11 protein-coding genes are annotated in these 17,199 nt (G+C 36.9%); 4 read left to right on the forward strand and 7 right to left on the reverse strand.

Annotation, left to right across the window (positions count from 1 at the left end; all coding sequences use genetic code 11):
* Positions 1-103: 103 nt before the first annotated feature.
* Entirely contained in the window at positions 104-967 is an 864-nt protein-coding gene (locus tag ACP6PL_RS10870; RefSeq protein ID WP_426545275.1) for an HIT family protein, read from the reverse strand.
* A 986-nt stretch (positions 968-1,953) separates the two neighbouring features.
* On the opposite strand from ACP6PL_RS10870, the gene ACP6PL_RS10875 reads away from it, so the two are divergent.
* The 4 genes from ACP6PL_RS10875 (at position 1,954) to obgE (ending at position 6,272) form a co-directional block, all read left to right on the forward strand.
* Positions 1,954-2,883 carry a bestrophin family protein gene (locus tag ACP6PL_RS10875; RefSeq protein ID WP_426545276.1) on the forward strand — a complete coding sequence of 310 codons (930 nt, stop codon included), beginning with the start codon at positions 1,954-1,956 and terminating at the stop codon, positions 2,881-2,883.
* Positions 2,884-3,611: 728 nt separating this feature from the next.
* Positions 3,612-4,334, forward strand: coding sequence for a Mo-dependent nitrogenase C-terminal domain-containing protein (locus ACP6PL_RS10880; protein ID WP_426545277.1), 723 nt, complete (start codon positions 3,612-3,614; stop codon positions 4,332-4,334).
* Between the two features lie 425 nt (positions 4,335-4,759).
* Complete coding sequence (locus tag ACP6PL_RS10885; RefSeq protein ID WP_426545278.1) at positions 4,760-5,215, forward strand: RNA-guided endonuclease InsQ/TnpB family protein; 456 nt, start codon at positions 4,760-4,762, stop codon at positions 5,213-5,215.
* 46 nt (positions 5,216-5,261) lie between these two features.
* Positions 5,262-6,272, forward strand: coding sequence for a GTPase ObgE (obgE, locus tag ACP6PL_RS10890; RefSeq protein WP_426545279.1), 1,011 nt, complete (start codon positions 5,262-5,264; stop codon positions 6,270-6,272).
* 97 nt (positions 6,273-6,369) lie between these two features.
* Here the strand turns inward: obgE and ACP6PL_RS10895 are convergent, their stop codons facing one another.
* From ACP6PL_RS10895 to ACP6PL_RS10920, 6 genes are all read right to left on the reverse strand, one after another.
* Positions 6,370-7,083 (reverse strand): pilus assembly FimT family protein, encoded by a 714-nt coding sequence (locus tag ACP6PL_RS10895; RefSeq protein ID WP_426545280.1) that lies wholly within the window; start codon positions 7,081-7,083, stop codon positions 6,370-6,372.
* 174 nt (positions 7,084-7,257) lie between these two features.
* Complete coding sequence (locus ACP6PL_RS10900; protein WP_426545281.1) at positions 7,258-7,953, reverse strand: pilus assembly FimT family protein; 696 nt, start codon at positions 7,951-7,953, stop codon at positions 7,258-7,260.
* Positions 7,954-8,009: 56 nt separating this feature from the next.
* The gene (gene hpsC / locus ACP6PL_RS10905; protein WP_426545282.1) at positions 8,010-8,906 is read right to left on the reverse strand and encodes a hormogonium polysaccharide secretion pseudopilin HpsC; all 897 of its coding nucleotides are present in this window, start codon (positions 8,904-8,906) and stop codon (positions 8,010-8,012) included.
* A 48-nt stretch (positions 8,907-8,954) separates the two neighbouring features.
* Positions 8,955-9,662 carry a hormogonium polysaccharide secretion pseudopilin HpsB gene (hpsB, locus tag ACP6PL_RS10910; RefSeq protein ID WP_426545283.1) on the reverse strand — a complete coding sequence of 236 codons (708 nt, stop codon included), beginning with the start codon at positions 9,660-9,662 and terminating at the stop codon, positions 8,955-8,957.
* A 121-nt stretch (positions 9,663-9,783) separates the two neighbouring features.
* Positions 9,784-15,102 carry a hormogonium polysaccharide biosynthesis protein HpsA gene (gene hpsA / locus ACP6PL_RS10915; protein WP_426545284.1) on the reverse strand — a complete coding sequence of 1,773 codons (5,319 nt, stop codon included), beginning with the start codon at positions 15,100-15,102 and terminating at the stop codon, positions 9,784-9,786.
* Positions 15,103-16,352: 1,250 nt separating this feature from the next.
* Positions 16,353-17,189, reverse strand: a complete 837-nt coding sequence (locus ACP6PL_RS10920) for a sulfotransferase family protein (protein ID WP_426545285.1) — start codon at positions 17,187-17,189, stop codon at positions 16,353-16,355.
* Positions 17,190-17,199 lie beyond the last annotated feature (10 nt).

Here is a 17,199-nt window from a genome sequence, read left to right on the forward strand (position 1 = left end):
TTAACCAGAGGTAATTATCAATTATCCATTATCAATTATCAATTAATGAACAAACCCCTAAAATTATGAAGCCTTGTGAGTTTAGTCTGGGAAATAATCAAACTTAGTCTTTCTTCTTCGGCACCACAAATCTCATCCCACCTTTAACTCCTAACTCATTTTTTTGATATCTAGGAATAACATGAATATTACAGTGCATCATTTTTTGTCCTCCGGCATGATTAACGTTTATTCCTACATTAAATCCATCCGGATTATACTTTTCCTGTAAAATTTTCTTTACCTGATTTACCATTAACCAACATTCTAATTGTTCATCTACAGGTAACTCAAAATAATTTGCCTGGTGAAGTTTGGGTATAATTAATGTATGCCCTTTTGTCACTGGATAGCCGTCAAGTATTGCATAAGCTTTTGCTGACTCTGTAATTAACTGTAGATTTTTACGGGGGTTACAAAATAAACATTTGTTTTCAGAATTTTTTTGCTGATTATAATGAATATACTCATAAATTTCACACAATTTATCAATGTGAATAGATTTAAAAGGTAAATTAACTAAACACTGATAAGTTGGTTTCTTGTGTATGTAATGTTCTCGAAAACCTTCTCTCTTCAAACCTCTTCTCACAGCATAATAAGCTTTTCCTCCAGCATTTAATAACTGGGAAACTTTCATCAAAACTTCGACTTGTGGTTGTTCAAACAAAACATTTAAGACATAAAAACAAAGAATAGTATCAAATTTTCCCTCGGGATATTCAGGAAAATAATAAGGGTCATAACCAGTAACATCAAAGCCTTTTTGTTTTAGTAGTTTAACATCGTTACCTAACCCACAGCCAAAATCAAGAATTTTACCTACTAACAAATTTTGCTCTAGCATTACTTGAGCTGGAAATGAGATAAATCTACGCTCTTTAGCAGTAAGGTGAGTATATTTATTTGATTGTTTATTGGTAAACAAGGATACTTTTGTGATGGAGTAATGCAGAATACAATAATTATAAGATGATTTATATCAGGTTCGGATTATCAGTTACAAGTAAAATATTCGGTAATCCTATAGATGTAGTGATTTATTATGAAGGTAGGGAGCAGGCAATAGGCAACAAGGAACAGAAAATAAATTAATTTGTTTCTTTTAAAGGAATCGTATTTGCTTGCCTACTTAATTTTTTTTAGAATATCACTACTTGATACACTACTACCAAATATTCTTGTAGGGGGAATTAATCAATTACCCTTACCGAATAATTAAGGTCTAAAGCCTTTCCATTGATGGAGAAAAAGCGGTCATTTGCGTTTAGCGTTCGGCAAAACGCGCGTTTCGGCTAAGAGCCGACATGAAAAACGCTGCGCGACATGAAAAGCGTTTCGGCTAAAAGCCGACATGAATGCGTAGCATTCCGTCAGGAAAAAGCGCAGCTCCTCCGGAGGAGGCAAGAGAGAGTATTCCGTTAGGATGCTGGGATGGCGAGGTTTCCTGCTCTTGCAGAGCCGCTCCGAAGTGCGCCATATCCAATCGACTAAGAGAAGAAAAAAAATAATTTTGGTCAATCCTATCCGTTTTAAGGAAAGGTAATTATTAATTGTTAATTATTAATTATTAAATCACCTATTTAGATTTTGCAATTATTGAAATATTTATGCTTAAAGCTGTCAAATATTTTCAACAGAAATATTATTAGAACTAATATCAAGTTCGGATAATTATATCCAATCTGCTTCCCTTGAAAAATAAGGTTCTAAAAGAGGCAAAAACTTCTAGTTTGCTAGGGTTGATTCACTAAACCACTAGGGCTTGTGAATTTTACCAAAACTAACGCATTTTGTATTTTATTTATAAGTAATATTAAATTTCTCCTACTAAGGATAAAGAGACCGGATGTATTTGAATTTATCCCTTAATTCCCTATTCTCTTTTTTTTTATTAATTTCGAGGTTAAACCAATGAATCATCGAGAAAGAAGCTGGTTTTATCTGGTTTTCGACTTTAACAGTTCAGTCATTCCTAGTATTTGGAAGAGAGTATTAGTCATTATGATATTTGCTCTAGGAGTTACTATAGCTCATGGTAATAATTTACCAATGAGTCAGCCAATTTTAGGTAGTATTATCCCTGGAATTGTACTAGGTTTATTGCTAGTTTTTAGAACAAATACAGCTTACGATCGCTATTGGGAAGGTCGAAAATTAATCGGTTTGATTTCTAAAAATTGCTGCATTATGGCAAAAAATATCATGGTTTTTGTTTCTGAGAGTAACAGCGAAGATTATCAAAAAAAAATATCTCATATCAAACTATTGATTGCTATGTTTATTGCTATTAAACTTCAGCTTCGTCAAGAGAAAGTTAATGAAGAAATCAAAAACTATATTTCTGAAATTCAGTATCTAGAATTAACTAGGACTAAGAATATGCCTCTGCAAATGACTAAATGGTTAGCCATATATTTTAATGAACTTGCCAAAAATAATACTATTAATGAATTGACTTTTATGACTTGGAATCAAAAAATTGAAGAAATTTTTATCGCTTTTGGAGGTTGTCAACGGATTGCTACTACCCCTATTCCTAAAGCTTATTCTATTCACTTAAAACATTTATTATTAATATATTGCTTTGCTATTCCTTTTCAATTTGTTGCTGAATTAAGTTGGTGGACAGTTCCCGTAGCAGGTGTTATTAGTTTTGCTCTTTTAGGAATTGAAGCTATCGGTTTAGAAATAGAAAATCCTTTCGGTTACGATCATAATGACCTGCCCTTGGATAATATTACGACCACAATGACAGAAGATATTCAAGAAATAATTGACTCTGGTTCTTTCAATAATTCCGAATTATGGCAGGGATTAGTTAGTTTGCACCAAATTACCTAGATAATGGGAAACACAAAATAAGGTTGAATTTTTACTCTTGCAAGATAGTTGAAAATTATAAGTTTAAGATAAATTATACCAAATCTCACCTATTATTGCTACATCTTCTTGAGGCTAGTACCGCTACGCGGAAGTCAGAATTCAGAATTCAACCCACCCCTAACCCCACCCACCCCCGCCCCTCCGAGGAGGGGAGCCAGGAGGGGAAGTCAGAAGTTTTGATTGGTAAGGCTTTGAGTATTTTGTCACTGGTCAGTTATTTCCGTCATCCTGCACTAGGGAGTATGGTTTATAAGAATAATATATATTTGCGGTTGTACCTATAATCGTTAAAAAAAATATTGGATCTTACTTATTACTTAATAACTGAAGTTTTGAGTCAAAATAGCATTAATGTATGGGAATTGGTATTAGATAAAATAATTTTACCAATAACTAATATAATTGTGAATAGTGATAAACTTGATTCCTGAAACTCGCTAACTTTGATTTACCTACTACCCAAAACTTACTTGTAACAATCTTTTTTCCAAATGGTTTAATTCAGCTAAAAGAATGTATCTATCATCACAGAAACTCTAATTAATAAACCTCTAATAAATTAAAAAAATTAGGATTTGAAGATTGAGGTAGTGAGGTAAAATATAAATAGTAGCTTCCCTGCTAATAATTTTTGATTTAGGTCTGGGAGCAAATCACAAAACTTATATTTAATCAGAGGTTAAGGCATGACTAACATTGTCAAATCTTCCCTAAACAAAGAACAAACTACTACTTGGTTACGAGGACTAATGAGCGTTGCTTATGCAGATGGAGAACTTGATGCTACAGAAAAAGATTTATTTGACCACTTTAGTCATGAAGAATTTGCTTCGACAATTGAAATCTCAGAACTACAACCTATTAGTCCAGATGATTTAGCTAAGGTCTTTGGGGAGAGTCCTAATATAGCAGAAAATTTTATGAGAACTGCTGTAATGGTAGCCTTGGCAGATGGAATTTATTCTATGACTGAAGATGATATACTTCATCAATATTGTGATGCTCTAGGACTAAAAGTTAAAGCCTTAGATGCACTGAGAAAAAATCTAGAAAAAGCTAAGGAACAAGCAGAAGAAGATAATTTAGAAAGTTGGCTGGAAGAAACAGAACATACTGGTACTTTTATTATTCCCCACGATCCGGAACACGAGCAAACTGTACTTGCTCCGATCAAAGATTGGTTGGATGGGTGGGATGTCAATGACCCAAAAGTGGCTCACATGGTTTGTAAAATGATTCCTCCTCAATGTCCATTTGAGCGGGATGTTGTAATTTTTGGTAAGAAAGTAGCCCACATTCCAGCTATGTGCAAACTTAATCCAGTTTACGATCAGTTGGTTGGTTTACGCTTCCGTGCCTTATCTTATTTGGCAGATGAATGTCAGGAAGATGTGTCTAAATATTGTTAGGGAGTAGGGAGTAAGGAATAATGATAAAATATTTGTAGGTTGATATTTTGTCTATAAATAGCTCTACCTCACTCAGATGAAATCCTATGTAAAACTTAAAAGATAAGTTGAAAATGTCTGACATTCATAACTTTAAAGATTTAAAAATTTGGCAAAAAGGAATAGATATTGCTGAAAAATGCTATTTTCTGACTAAACTTTTTCCCAACTAGATTCGGCAATTCCCCTCCCGTTAAATCAGAGATTATAACGGGAGGGGAATTGCCGACAGCAAATTAAATAGGTGTCGATTGATGTTCAAATATAGCAGTATAGAAAAGCTGCTTCTAATTTAGCTAGAAAACAAGGTCAAGCAGACAGAAAGGAAATTAGTTCTAATAACTGGAAAAAGGCGCAAAATAAAAGAGCTAGATTGCATCAACATATTGCTAGAAAAAGAGAAGATTTTCACTTGCATTACTGCTCACAAGTTAGTTGAAGAGTATGATTTAATTGCTGTAGAAGACCTTAATATTAAAGGTTTAGCTAGAAATACTAAACTATCAAAATCAATTTATGATGTAGGATGGGGTGCTTTTCTTGAAAAGTTGAATGCAGTAGCGGTCAAACGCGGTGTTCATGTAGTTAAAGTTAATCCTCACAATACATCACAAAATTGTAGTAATTGTGGTCATAAAGTGCCTAAAACTTTATCAATTAGAACTCACTCTTGTCCTAAATGTAAAACGGTTTTAGATAGAGACGAGAATGCTGCAGTTAACATATTAAATAAAGCATTACACGAGGTGCGTATCATCTTGTCTGCTTGTGGAGGCTTCGATATTGATCGGCCTGTGAGGCAAGAAACTTCAGCAAACAAGGATTCAATTATCTTTGTTTGATAAGCTCCCGTTATAATCTTTGATTTAACGGGAGAGAACTTCAATTATGCAATTCATTGATCAAGCAGAAATTCAAGTAGAAGGTGGTAAAGGTGGCGATGGCATGGTTGCCTTTCGTCGTGAAAAGTTTGTGCCTGCGGGAGGGCCTGCGGGTGGTAATGGTGGCCGTGGGGGTTCTGTGATTTTAGTGGCCGTTGCTCATCTGCAAACTTTGTTGGATTTTAAATTTCAACGTGTTTTTAAAGGAGAAAATGGTAAGCGGGGCGGTCCAAAAAATATGACTGGGGCCGCTGGAAGCGATCGCTTAATTGAAGTACCTCCTGGTACGATGATTTATGATGCGGAAACTGAGGAATTATTAGGAGATTTAGTTGAAGCGGGGCAAACTTTTTGTGTTGCTCAAGGTGGTAAAGGTGGGTTAGGAAATAAACATTTTCTCAGTAATAGTAACCGCGCTCCTGAATATGCTTTGCCTGGTTTGGAGGGTGAAGTGCGAATGTTGCGGTTGGAGTTGAAACTGTTAGCTGAAGTAGGAATTATTGGGTTGCCGAATGCGGGAAAGTCTACTTTGATTGCTGCTCTCTCTGCTGCTCGTCCGAAAATTGCTGATTATCCTTTTACTACTTTAGTTCCAAATTTGGGAGTTGTAAGAAAACCGACGGGAGATGGTACTGTTTTTGCTGATATTCCAGGATTAATTGAAGGTGCTTCTGCTGGTTTGGGTTTGGGACATGAATTTTTGAGGCATATTGAACGGACTAAGTTATTGTTGCATTTAGTTGATATTACAGATATTAATCCGGTGGAAAATTTTGAGACTATTCAAAATGAGTTAACAGCTTATGGGCGAAATTTAGAAGATAAGCAGCAAATTTTGGCTTTAAATAAGGTTGATGCGGTTGATTTAGAGAGTGCAGAAATACAGGAGTTGGTAAGTCAGTTTAGAGAGATGAGTGGGGGAAAAGTTTTCCTTATTTCTGCTGTTGCGGGTATTGGTTTGGAGGAGTTGATGCAGGAAGTTTGGCAGGTGTTGGAAATGGAGGAAACCTCATTATAACCAAAACCCTGTAGGGGCGAATGGCCATTCGCCCCTACAATGGGGAATGTTGGGTTTCGTTTCTCTAAACCCAACCTACACAATATTTCCCAAAATTTTAATGACAATATTTTCCTGTATTATCTGCTTTGGGGTTATCTTCTCCAGTTCTGACTACTCCTAGCAAAGTAGAAATGATCGCGCATCTTTTAGGTTTGTCTTGGTTTTGGGGTTTGATGGCAATACGCCCTTTTGCTCGGAGGCTAGTTTGTGTACATTGCTCGGTAGGGTTGTAAACTGGACAGCCTTTGTAGTTAAAAAGAGCGCGGTACATAGGACTTGTTCTTGTTGTAGTAACTTTGTTAGTGTCAGGTTTAACTATTAGTAGCGTAGTTTCATATTTGCCTTTGTCATTTTTCTCGTTATCATCTATCTCAATACCAGGCTCTAAATATTTCCAGCTTGAAGTTGCTAAGTCGTTGGGAGCGATCGCTGCTTTATGTACTGCCCACTTAATAATAGGTTGGCCAATAGCATTGCTGGTTTCTTGGAAACTTGCTTGCCAAGATGTTTTATCTCGCATGGCGTAGCGTCTAGCTGTAAACATAGCTTGATATATTCTGTCGTTAGAGGTGCGGAGGCGGTATTTGTTAATGAAGCCCAACCATCCTGGGGCGACGATCGCTGCCAGAATACCAATAATTAAAACCACAAGTGTTAATTCTGTGAGACTATATCCTGCTTCTTGTTGTTTCAGTAATTTCTCCGATCTATTTTTAGGAGAATTTTTTATAATAGTTGATTTTACTGAAGTAAAAATTTTAGCCTTCATTTTCACCCCGATATTCTGTTATTTAATATTTTTATCTCTGTTTACTATTCTACTAATTAAAAATTTAATGTCAAATAAAGTGATATCTTTGAAAATAAAAGAACTGCCCTGTCATTAACCTGAAATAGGTTTGACAGAGCAGTTATTTTGTGGTAACTATAAGGAGAAATTAAATTATGGGCATCCTGCTCCTGTTGCTGAATCAAATTCTCCTTCTGCTATTCTCATACTACCTAAGATAGTTTCAACAATTACACATCTTTTAAATCCATCATCTGTTGTAGAAGCAGTAACCGCAAAAGGTAGTTCTTGGGTTGGATCATTTATTTCCACTGCACCTAAATGGTTAAATTTAATTTGATCGTTTGGATCGTCTTGATAAGCTGTACAGTTATCATTAGCATCTTTAGTTTGACATTCTTTTATAGCTAATTTAACCATTCCTGGTTTAATTTCACTATTTGCTCCTAAAGATTCCCACAATAAATCTGTATTTGGTATTGGAGTTGTTTTAGAGGTAGAATAAATATGGAATCTTGGTGGATCGTTATAAGGTTTACCTGTACTGGGATTTGTTGCAGAATCAATGTTAATGTCCCGGAATTCAACTATTCTATCTGCCTTTTTCAACTTGGCATCACTTTGAGCTGACCTCAATGCTCGAAATACTCCATCGTTAACTGTACGGATGCGCTGCCTGCTGATAAAAGCATTCCAACTAGGGGCAGCGATCGCACTCAATATTCCTATGATTAAAACTACTATTGCTAACTCTACAAGAGAAAAACCTGCATTCAAATTAAGAGGATAAGTAGATCGCTTTGGGGAAAGCCGGAGTAAGAATTTTACTAAAAAATTTGAGGGTTTCATATCGGTTTTCTGTATAGGAAAATTTAATACTTATTAGTTTTGAAATTTGCGGTCTACTATTCTCCAAAGCCACTACGTCCGCCTACTTGAGCAGTTGCTTGAGGACAATAGGAAGAATCACTAGCAGTACAGTCAGTATTGTTTGTTTGGATACGACGTAAAGCATTGCCTTGAATTGTGATTTTAGCTAGTTTATTATTGGTCACCGAATTCAGCTCAAAAGCTTCTATATAATTAACCAGCACTGCTACTGGATCAAAATTTCCATCACCTTTGACAAGCTCTCCTGGTGTTTCTATATTCCCAATATTGTTTGTATTATAACCATTCTCAGGTGCTTCCCCGTTAATGTAGTTACCGTCACTATTAGTAGGGTTGTCGCTAATTTCAACTCTAGCTATCCTAGATGGGCAAGGTGTTTCGTCACACCAAACAGAAGCAGTACTTGTTTCATCTATTGTGTAATAAGCAACTAATGAATATACAAACGTATCATCAAAGCAATCATTTCTATTATTAGGAGTACAGCCATCGACAGGTAAAACGTTGCTTTCATATTTACGTTTCCAAAAAACAAGTATCGGCGTACCTACATCAGTTGGTATAGCTGTATCCCCTGATGTTTCTGGAGCCGTACCACAAGAGTCTGCACTCCGGTTTTGAATACAGCTAACTTCATTTGGAGTGTATATATAAAGGGCTTGACTCATATCCTGAGCAATATAGTCAATTGCTGCCTGTAACTCCTGTTCGCTGTTTGTCTTTGCCTCTTCCCGCACATCTCGGTTGAGGATATCTACAACAAAAGTCAACATAGGAACAATTATTAAAAATGAAATGATCGTTCCTACAAGTAGTTCTATCATGGTAAAACCACTTGTCGAGTTGCTTAACTTTTTTAATTTGTGATTCGACTGGGTTTTTATTAGTAATTTCAGTAAGTTTTGCATCATAAATATATTCTCAATTTTTTAAAAATTATCGTCCATATCAACACCCTTTTATGGACAAATTGAATTTGGATCTTCACCCTCTTGTCTAGCAAACCGATCGCAAAGATTTTGAAATGAACCATTAAGGTCTGCTGGTGCTATATCTGTTACCATTTCTACCACTGGTAACCTACGATTACCAATAGCATTTGTCACAGTAGATTGCTGTGTTGCTTCATCAGGGCAATTTGTTCCATCAGGACAAAGAGAAGTTTCCTGGAAAGCATCTGCTCTATAAACTCTGACACCTAAGGCATAACCCTGGTTTTCGTTTTGTGTGAATGCACTACGCACTCCTTGAACTACCATATCTGTCACACTGTTGGTTGTACATTCACCATCTCCATCTCCATCAATACAATAGAGATCGTTGAACACAGCAGAGGTTGGAGTAGTACAAATTTCTCCATCATTGCATTCTAGATTTCCAGAAGTTGGACTAGGAGCATCATCAAGGTTATTTAGTGTCAGATTAGGGCTGTTTTGAGTTGGGTCTATTCTCACCCAATCTATATAACTCGTAGCCGCTTGTGATGCTAATTCTATCCGTCTTGCCTGTACGCGAGTCCCTACGGACAAAGCAATAACAGGTGCAATTGCACTCATCAGAAAAGCAACCATAATCATTGCGACTAAACCTTCCATAATGGTGTAGCCTGCATTAGGATTAATTTGTTGCCATTTTTTGATTTTTTGTTGAATTTGTTTTTTATTCATAACTCTCCTTGTTTAATTATTTTTTGTCAAATCTTGCAGAAAGTGGGAATAAATAAATGAAAAATATTAAATATTAAATATTCACTTCTGCAAGATGTCTATTGATTTTTAGGTATCAATCTTAGTTGCAATTTTGACGATAATTATCATTAGCTGCATTTTCACCTGTATCAATTACTTGAGAACACAACAAAGTTTGTACCCACTCGTCATCTAAACTTACTTCCCGATAATACTTAGATGGTTCACCACTTGAGTCTTCACCACTCAGTTGTTGAGAGAAGTAGTCAGGGGACTGAGAGAGTAAACCAACATCATACCCCCATTGACGATCGGGTGGTAAGAAGTATCCAACCCTAGCACCGTTGTTGTCAACAGCATAGTTGTTGGTTTTATAGGAACCTCGATATCCAAAAAGACTATTCGCGCCTTGTTGATTGTTTATACCATTGGGCGGCAGGTGTGGATAAGGTGCGGTAGCATAAGCGCTACGGTTTAATTGCATAAAACTACCAGTGATGTTAGTAGCAAAATTATTGTTGTTGTTCCGTGCCCAGTTTTCTAGGAAGCGAGGTAAGTTTTGTAAACCACCATTAGTTTCTGGAGGACGAGGTGGTACGTCACCGGAGCCTACTACGAGGTTAAATGTAGTATTGTTAGAAGCCCTGGTTAGCCATCTCGATCTCCCCCTTAGCCTCTCATTATTCTCATTTCGCAAGTTAGCTTCATTGGCTTGAGGTGTATTTGTTGGTACATAATTTTGGAGAACAGGTACTAGCAGGGGTTGTTGCACTGTTCCTACACCTAGAGTTGTTGGTGTAAGTGGAGTCGTAACTACTAATGGGTTCAAATAAAACAAATGTTTATCAGTATCATTACCATAATTATCTCCACCAGTAGGAGCATTAGGTGTAGTTGTTGTTCTAAACCAAAGAGCATTAGCATTATTGCTTGGTACAGCAACAGGAAATCCTGTGTTAGTTCCACCGGGACTAAACTGACCACCAGTTAATGGAATATCTACAGCACTATATGGATAGTAATTAACATTTCCAGCATTATCTATTCCTAGTGGAATAGGTACATTATTTGCATCTAAGACCAACGTATTTTGTTCGTTAAATGCTGCTGTTGCTCCAAAAGGATCGTCATTAGGATAACGTAAGAATGCTATACGACGTGGATAATGACGATCTGCAGGGTCTAGTGCAGGGCGAGCAGTTGTACCAGCACCTAAAAAGTTAACTGTTGAGGGTGTTCCAGTTACTATTAAATTGCTTACTCTCAAATCCTTTTCTGTGCCATTTGCATCAATATTCCCATCCCCGTTAATATCTTGTGGCGCAGGAATAGCATCTTCTGCCGTATTCAACAACCCATCTGTATCAAAATCATAGCCTACTACCCAATCTCCAGGCTGACAAGAGGAGACAGGAAGTTTACGACAGATCTCCATTACATACTCTGGAAATTGTCCCCGTCGCTGTACTGGTGTCACATAGTTATTGAAGTAAGAACTATTAACAGCATTAGCATTGCTAGTAGTTGAGTAGTTAGTATCTATTATTGGTGTCACTGTAGTCGTAGCACCAAGACTGTCGGTTGGGTTGCCCGTATTCACGTTATAAAATACTTCATTGACTGTAAGAGGTGTACCTGTTGTTGTAAAGTGAGAACCACTACTTAAACCGTTAGTAACAAAATTATTACCATAGAAACCATTTAACATTCGAGCACCAGCAACAGTAATATCAACTTCTGGCAAAAGTGCATTATCTACAAAATCACCATCTCCATCAAGATCGCGCCCATCCAGGTCAAAACCTAATACTTCCTCACCAATATCTCTCTGGTCTCCGTCACCGTTCAAATCTCGATTAAGTCCTGTCGCTCTTTCATCTAAACCAAGGCTAGAATCTAAGAAATTTCCATTTCCATCAGCATCTACTCCATCAAAATCATATCCTGCATCCGCTATGTTGTCTCCATCAAAATCGTTGGCAACAACCGGAAGATTACCAGCATTATTTCTCAGGTCAAAATCTCCCTCATCACGAAAACCAGGACGAAAACCTACAGTAATATTATCGTAACTGTCATTATTAGGAAACCCATCATCATCATTATCATCATCATCATCAGATAATAATGTAATCGCATCTGCTAGCACCGTTGCCGGACGCCAATTATCGCCTTGGTTACAATTAGGAAGTCTTGGGTCTCCAGGACGACAGGCAAAATTCGGATTTATTTGATCTTCAGTCCGATCATAGAAGTTACCCCAGTCATCTGCTAATGTCTGAGTGAATTCCTCCTGAGTATGAGGATTAAAGTTCCCATGAATATATACTGGTAGATTAGTGACTAAAGTTAAGCCCTTTTCTTTAACAACATCATCTATACTGTTAACAGGATTATTACCATCATTTCTCGCTAGACTTTGACCATTTATCAACATAATGCCATTAGGTCGTCGAGTGGGGTCTAGTTTATAATCCGTAGGACTAATGGCTTTACTAGCATCTTCATCTATACCATCATTAGAATCATTAGGTGTGCGATCGCTCCTATCTGGTAAAGCATCATCACGGCTAGCATAAATAATACCGCTATTTGGCAGTAAATACTCTGGCGATGGTCCTGTTGTTACTGAACCATCAAAAGTTATCTCTTGATTCCTCATTTGATTCAAATCTAATTGAGTCAAACGAATTTCTAGTGGTTGTCGTTCCTCTAAAGCTAAATCATAGTTTGTTGTCAAGCTTGCCGGATTTGCTAGAGTGCTATTGAGAGTAAAAGTTTCATCAACAGCAGTTGCAGGATTATCAGCATCTATAGCTTTTATTTGTCTTGCGTCCAATAGGGTGACTTCTCTGATAACACCATGATCGAGAGGAGTGGTAGCTGGAGTCAATGTACCGTCTAATATCTCTAAAGAACACAAAGTCGAGTCTATTGCTGCCTGTTCTTCTAGAGTCAGGTCACCATTATTAAATAACCTTTCTAAAGCTCTGCGCAGAGGTTCATTAGCAAATCTGCCATCTGGGAAAACCATATTTGCTTGTTGTGCTAGTTCAGGTGGATTCGTACTAGAAAACAAACCTGTAGCTTCAGTAAAAATAGCACCTCCTGGTCTTGCTGTTGTTGGGGGTGGGTAAACAATACCATTGTTTGATCTACCACCAGGGTCTTGATTCCAAGGTAATGTACCCTCATTAAAAGCAGTTATACTATTGGTTGGGTCATAGTAACTACTAATACAAGCAATAGGAGCTTGTTCGTTGTCTGCGGGTTCGGTATTCGGGTCAATGGGGTCTTGTGCATAGTGATATACCACCGTTGCCCGCATTCTCAGATCGCCCTTAGCATATTGGGGAGTATTTGGGTCAATCGTCGTGCCACCAGCAGGATTTTGTGCTGTAGGGGCAGGATTTGGGAGTGAATTCCATCCTCCTGCAGTAGGAGCATTATCATAGACTGTAGCTCCAGGACTAGGTGACATTGGCATTGTATCTGGCCAGACAACTGTATATTCTTCAATTACAGGGGCAGGAGTTGCCGGGTCGTCTACTGGTGCTTGTGTCCAAGCATTTATTACTGGAGGTGGCAGAAAAGAATTAGTCCGTTCATAAACTCCTGCTCCTGTAATTACACGCAACCCACCAATACCATCTAAAGGAGCTTCTGGCACTTGTGCTGCCGCCCTTTCCCAGAAACGATTCCGACCTAAAGAACCCACAGAAGGTAATTCTGTGACACGAGGTTGACGAGTACGTTCTGGTGGATTAACTAGGTTGCCAGCATCATCAACCCAACTGCCACCTATATCTTCTTGTTGTTCAGTAACAAACTGAGAACCATTCCACCAGTTAGCTGGCAGGTTATTTCCTACAAGTATCCGTTCTCCCAAAAATAGTTCTGGGCGATTATCATCATCATCATCTGGTTCTCTAGATAGTAGTTGATCTTCATCTAAGTCGAGATTGGTGTTACCATCTGGCAGTATCCATTCATCTGGTGGTTTAAGTCCATCACCACTACCGATAACAGTGTATGTAGGATCGTACTCTACACCTAGAGCAGGGTTATCAGCAGGTTGTTCTGCAAAAGGTACTTTTCTAGTTCTGTCCCGGAAGTAAATCTCTAACTCCTCGCGCCGTATTTCTGCTCTCCTGTCTGCATCTGTTGTATCTTCCTCATCCATCCTTCTGTCTACTACTATTGTTACTGTTGAAGGATCATTTGTTTCACCTTGATCCATTTGAGCATTAACCATAACAGTAATACGCTTTTCGTATGCATTATTGTTATAGATTGTATCAAAAGCAGTTTCATTATCCACAGACTCATTTCCACTGCCAATTACAGTTTCTACTACACCATTCGCCCTACCTCGAAATAAATCTACATCTACATCATTTGTCTGATTGGTACTAGACATTCCATTAACAACGTTTCCCCCAACAATTATCTTGCTATTTTCTGCTTCATAGAAACAAGACTCATCACTACTGACTTGAAATAAGTGTAAATCATTTCTAAAAGGGGAAACTATCAAATTACTATTGGTTAAAATTCTCCCATTCATGCGAAAATCAGGACCTGGAGATATTTCTAAGTCATCTCCATAGACAACGGCATTATTACTCAGAGAAACTCTTTCCCAGTCTTCTTGATATTCGAGAGCAGCAATACCTGGACTTAGTGCATTTGCATTATTTTCATCTGGAACGGTTACTGTATAAACAAAAAAACTTTTGACTAATTTACTGGTTGCATTATTTTTATACCAACCATTTCCTGCTAAACTTAAACCTGCAGGACAGTTTTCATTTTGCAAGTCTCCTACAGTTACTGGTGGAGTTCTTGCCTGTAGAGGTGTTCTCTGTTCACCACTAGGGGGAGTAGCTAAGAAAATACCATATATTGTGTAACTATCATTATTTCCATCATTGTCTGTATCAACAGGAAATCTCCAAGCAGTTGTAATTTCCTCACCATCATTAGTTACCCTCAAGCGTTCTTCATCTGCAAATCTATACCTCTCATCAACAGCATTACTTAAATAATTGTCAACTTCGTCTTCATCCGGTGTTTGCCCTCTCGGCAAACTAGGATCTTCCCTCAATAAATACTGAAGTTTAGCTCTAGCTCTATCTAGAGCAGGAGTAGCTGCACTTAGAGCTTGCTCACTTACTCTAACATTACGAGCTTGTTCCGCCCGATCAAAAGACCGAAGTAATATAGCTACAGTCAGTAATACTACTACTAACATAACCATTGTGACTGTCGGGAGCACAAACCCAGCATTAGAAGCATTACCTAAAGTTTTTTTGCTCTGAGCGATCGCTCTTACTAATCCCTTAGTTAGTAGTCTTAATTGTTTTTCTATCTTTTTGACTATACTATTGATATTTTTTAATATACGATGGTAATACATAGACTATTCCCTGGCCTTTAATATTATTGGTATTCTCTAATAAGATTTGTTATTAGGGGTTAAGCTATTACTTTATTATTCTGCCCATATTGACTAAAAAAATCACACTGCTACAATATGTTTATTGGAGTTGATATTTTAGCTTGGCTGAATCAAGAGATTTTTCGCTTGGCTAAATCAGGGGATGAATGTTTTAGGAACAGGTAAATCCTGTCTTATTAGTTTTTCTTTCTCCCAGCCTATAATTCATTCCCGCACGCTGCAACGCCAATAATGCCTGTACTTTAGTTTATATGTTTAATATTTTAGCATATTGCCATAAGGATAAATTGGGTGACTATAATCACAGTATTCTACTGTCGCCTATCACTAAGCACCTAAACAAAATTGTTTATTCAATAGCGCATCTAGACTAAAATTGTGGGAAAAAACCTAACCCCCTAACCCCCTTCCCTAGTAGGGAAGGGGGAAAAAACTCAATCCTCTCCTTGCAGAAGAAAGGTTGGGGAGAGGTCTTGCGAGATACTAAAACTTACCCATATTTTCAAGGTAGACGCGCTTCTATAGTCATTCTGAACAAGACTGCGACGAGTTTCTTTCCTTGAAAGGGTTTCTAGTCAAAAAAGTATTTTATCCTTATTTGAAATGACTATAGCTTGAAAATCTCGATAAACTTGAATCAATCAAGACCTATCCCCACATCTCTGTTTGAAAGCAAGAGCTAATTCTTTGTCGTCAGAGAATATTTACAACCCTATATTTTTGCTTAACTAATTCTAGTAAAATGTAGAATATTTCAATAGTTGGGAAGTTTCTCTATAGACATTTATTTAATTTTCACAAAACTTTCCACTTGCGATGAAGTACACATTTAGCAGCCAAGATACCCGCAAGACAACTAAAATTTTCACATCATTTATCCTAAAGTATATTTCCTTAACCATAGCAATAATTAATTTAGGGCTTGCTGATTAATTATGAAAGTATTGACAGATAAAAACTAAAGCATTTTTTAGCCCTTAAAAAGTACCAGCTTTTTGGTGAAAAAAGCTGATGCATGTTAGTATGCATGAGATGATTATGGCAGAAAAATTGACGAATAATTTTTCGAGTACCTCCCCTATAATTCCCATTTCTCCTGTCTCCTGTCTCCTGACTCTTACCCTTACCAATAAAACTTTTTCAGCAAACCCTATTGATAGTTTTATTGCTGATAAGTTTACTGCTAAGAGCTAAATGCTTACGTTCTGTTATTGTAATATTTCCAGATTAAATCCAGAAATACTATCCAAGATATATTGCTTTTGAGATTCATCAAATATTTTATTGAATTTATCAGAGGCAGATTTTTTAATTTTATCCCTTACTGTTCTGCCTCCTTTTTCAAAAATCAAATATTTAGCTACTCTTCCATAATCTGCTATCATTCCTTCATCAAATTCTAGACTTAGAAAATCACAGATTTTTTTGATAACAGCAGGAGTATCTGTAACAAGTTGGTCATAATTCACTAAAATATGATTCTCTTTATGAGAATGCTTCATACTAATTTCTATTGACTCTTTCCACCGTTCTAAACAGTAGTCTATATCCCATGCTTTATACCATTCTTTAGGATATTTATGAGTCACTTCATACAAGGAAGCTACTACATCAGAACCGTTTCTTAAAAGATGAATCATTCTAGCTTTAGGCAACATCTTTTCTATGTAATCTAAATAAAGTATATGGTCTGGTGTTTTTTCTAACCACAAACTCTTACCTTCTTCTATAGTTAAAATATTTAATACTTTAATAAAGCTACGAGTGTATAAATCTATAAGCGGAATTTTTGGAAAATATTTTAACATTTCTGGGCAATTAATTTCATCTTTAAAGTATTGATTTAGATGTGGTTTTAAACGTCGTGAAATTAATCCAAACCTTTGTCGTTTAGGTTCATATTTAGTAGCTATTCCATAGAGGAAAAATTTTGTTTCAGGAAAAGAAGCTATTTCAGGATGAGCTGCCAATAAACTTTGTAATAATGTTGTCCCAGAACGAGGACATCCGAAAAGAAAAACTGGTGCTTGAAGTTTTTGTTTCATAATTACTTTG

Origin of the sequence: Dapis purpurea BLCC-M126 (assembly GCF_050015975.1) — a bacterium.
Lineage (GTDB): Bacteria > Cyanobacteriota > Cyanobacteriia > Cyanobacteriales > Microcoleaceae > Trichodesmium.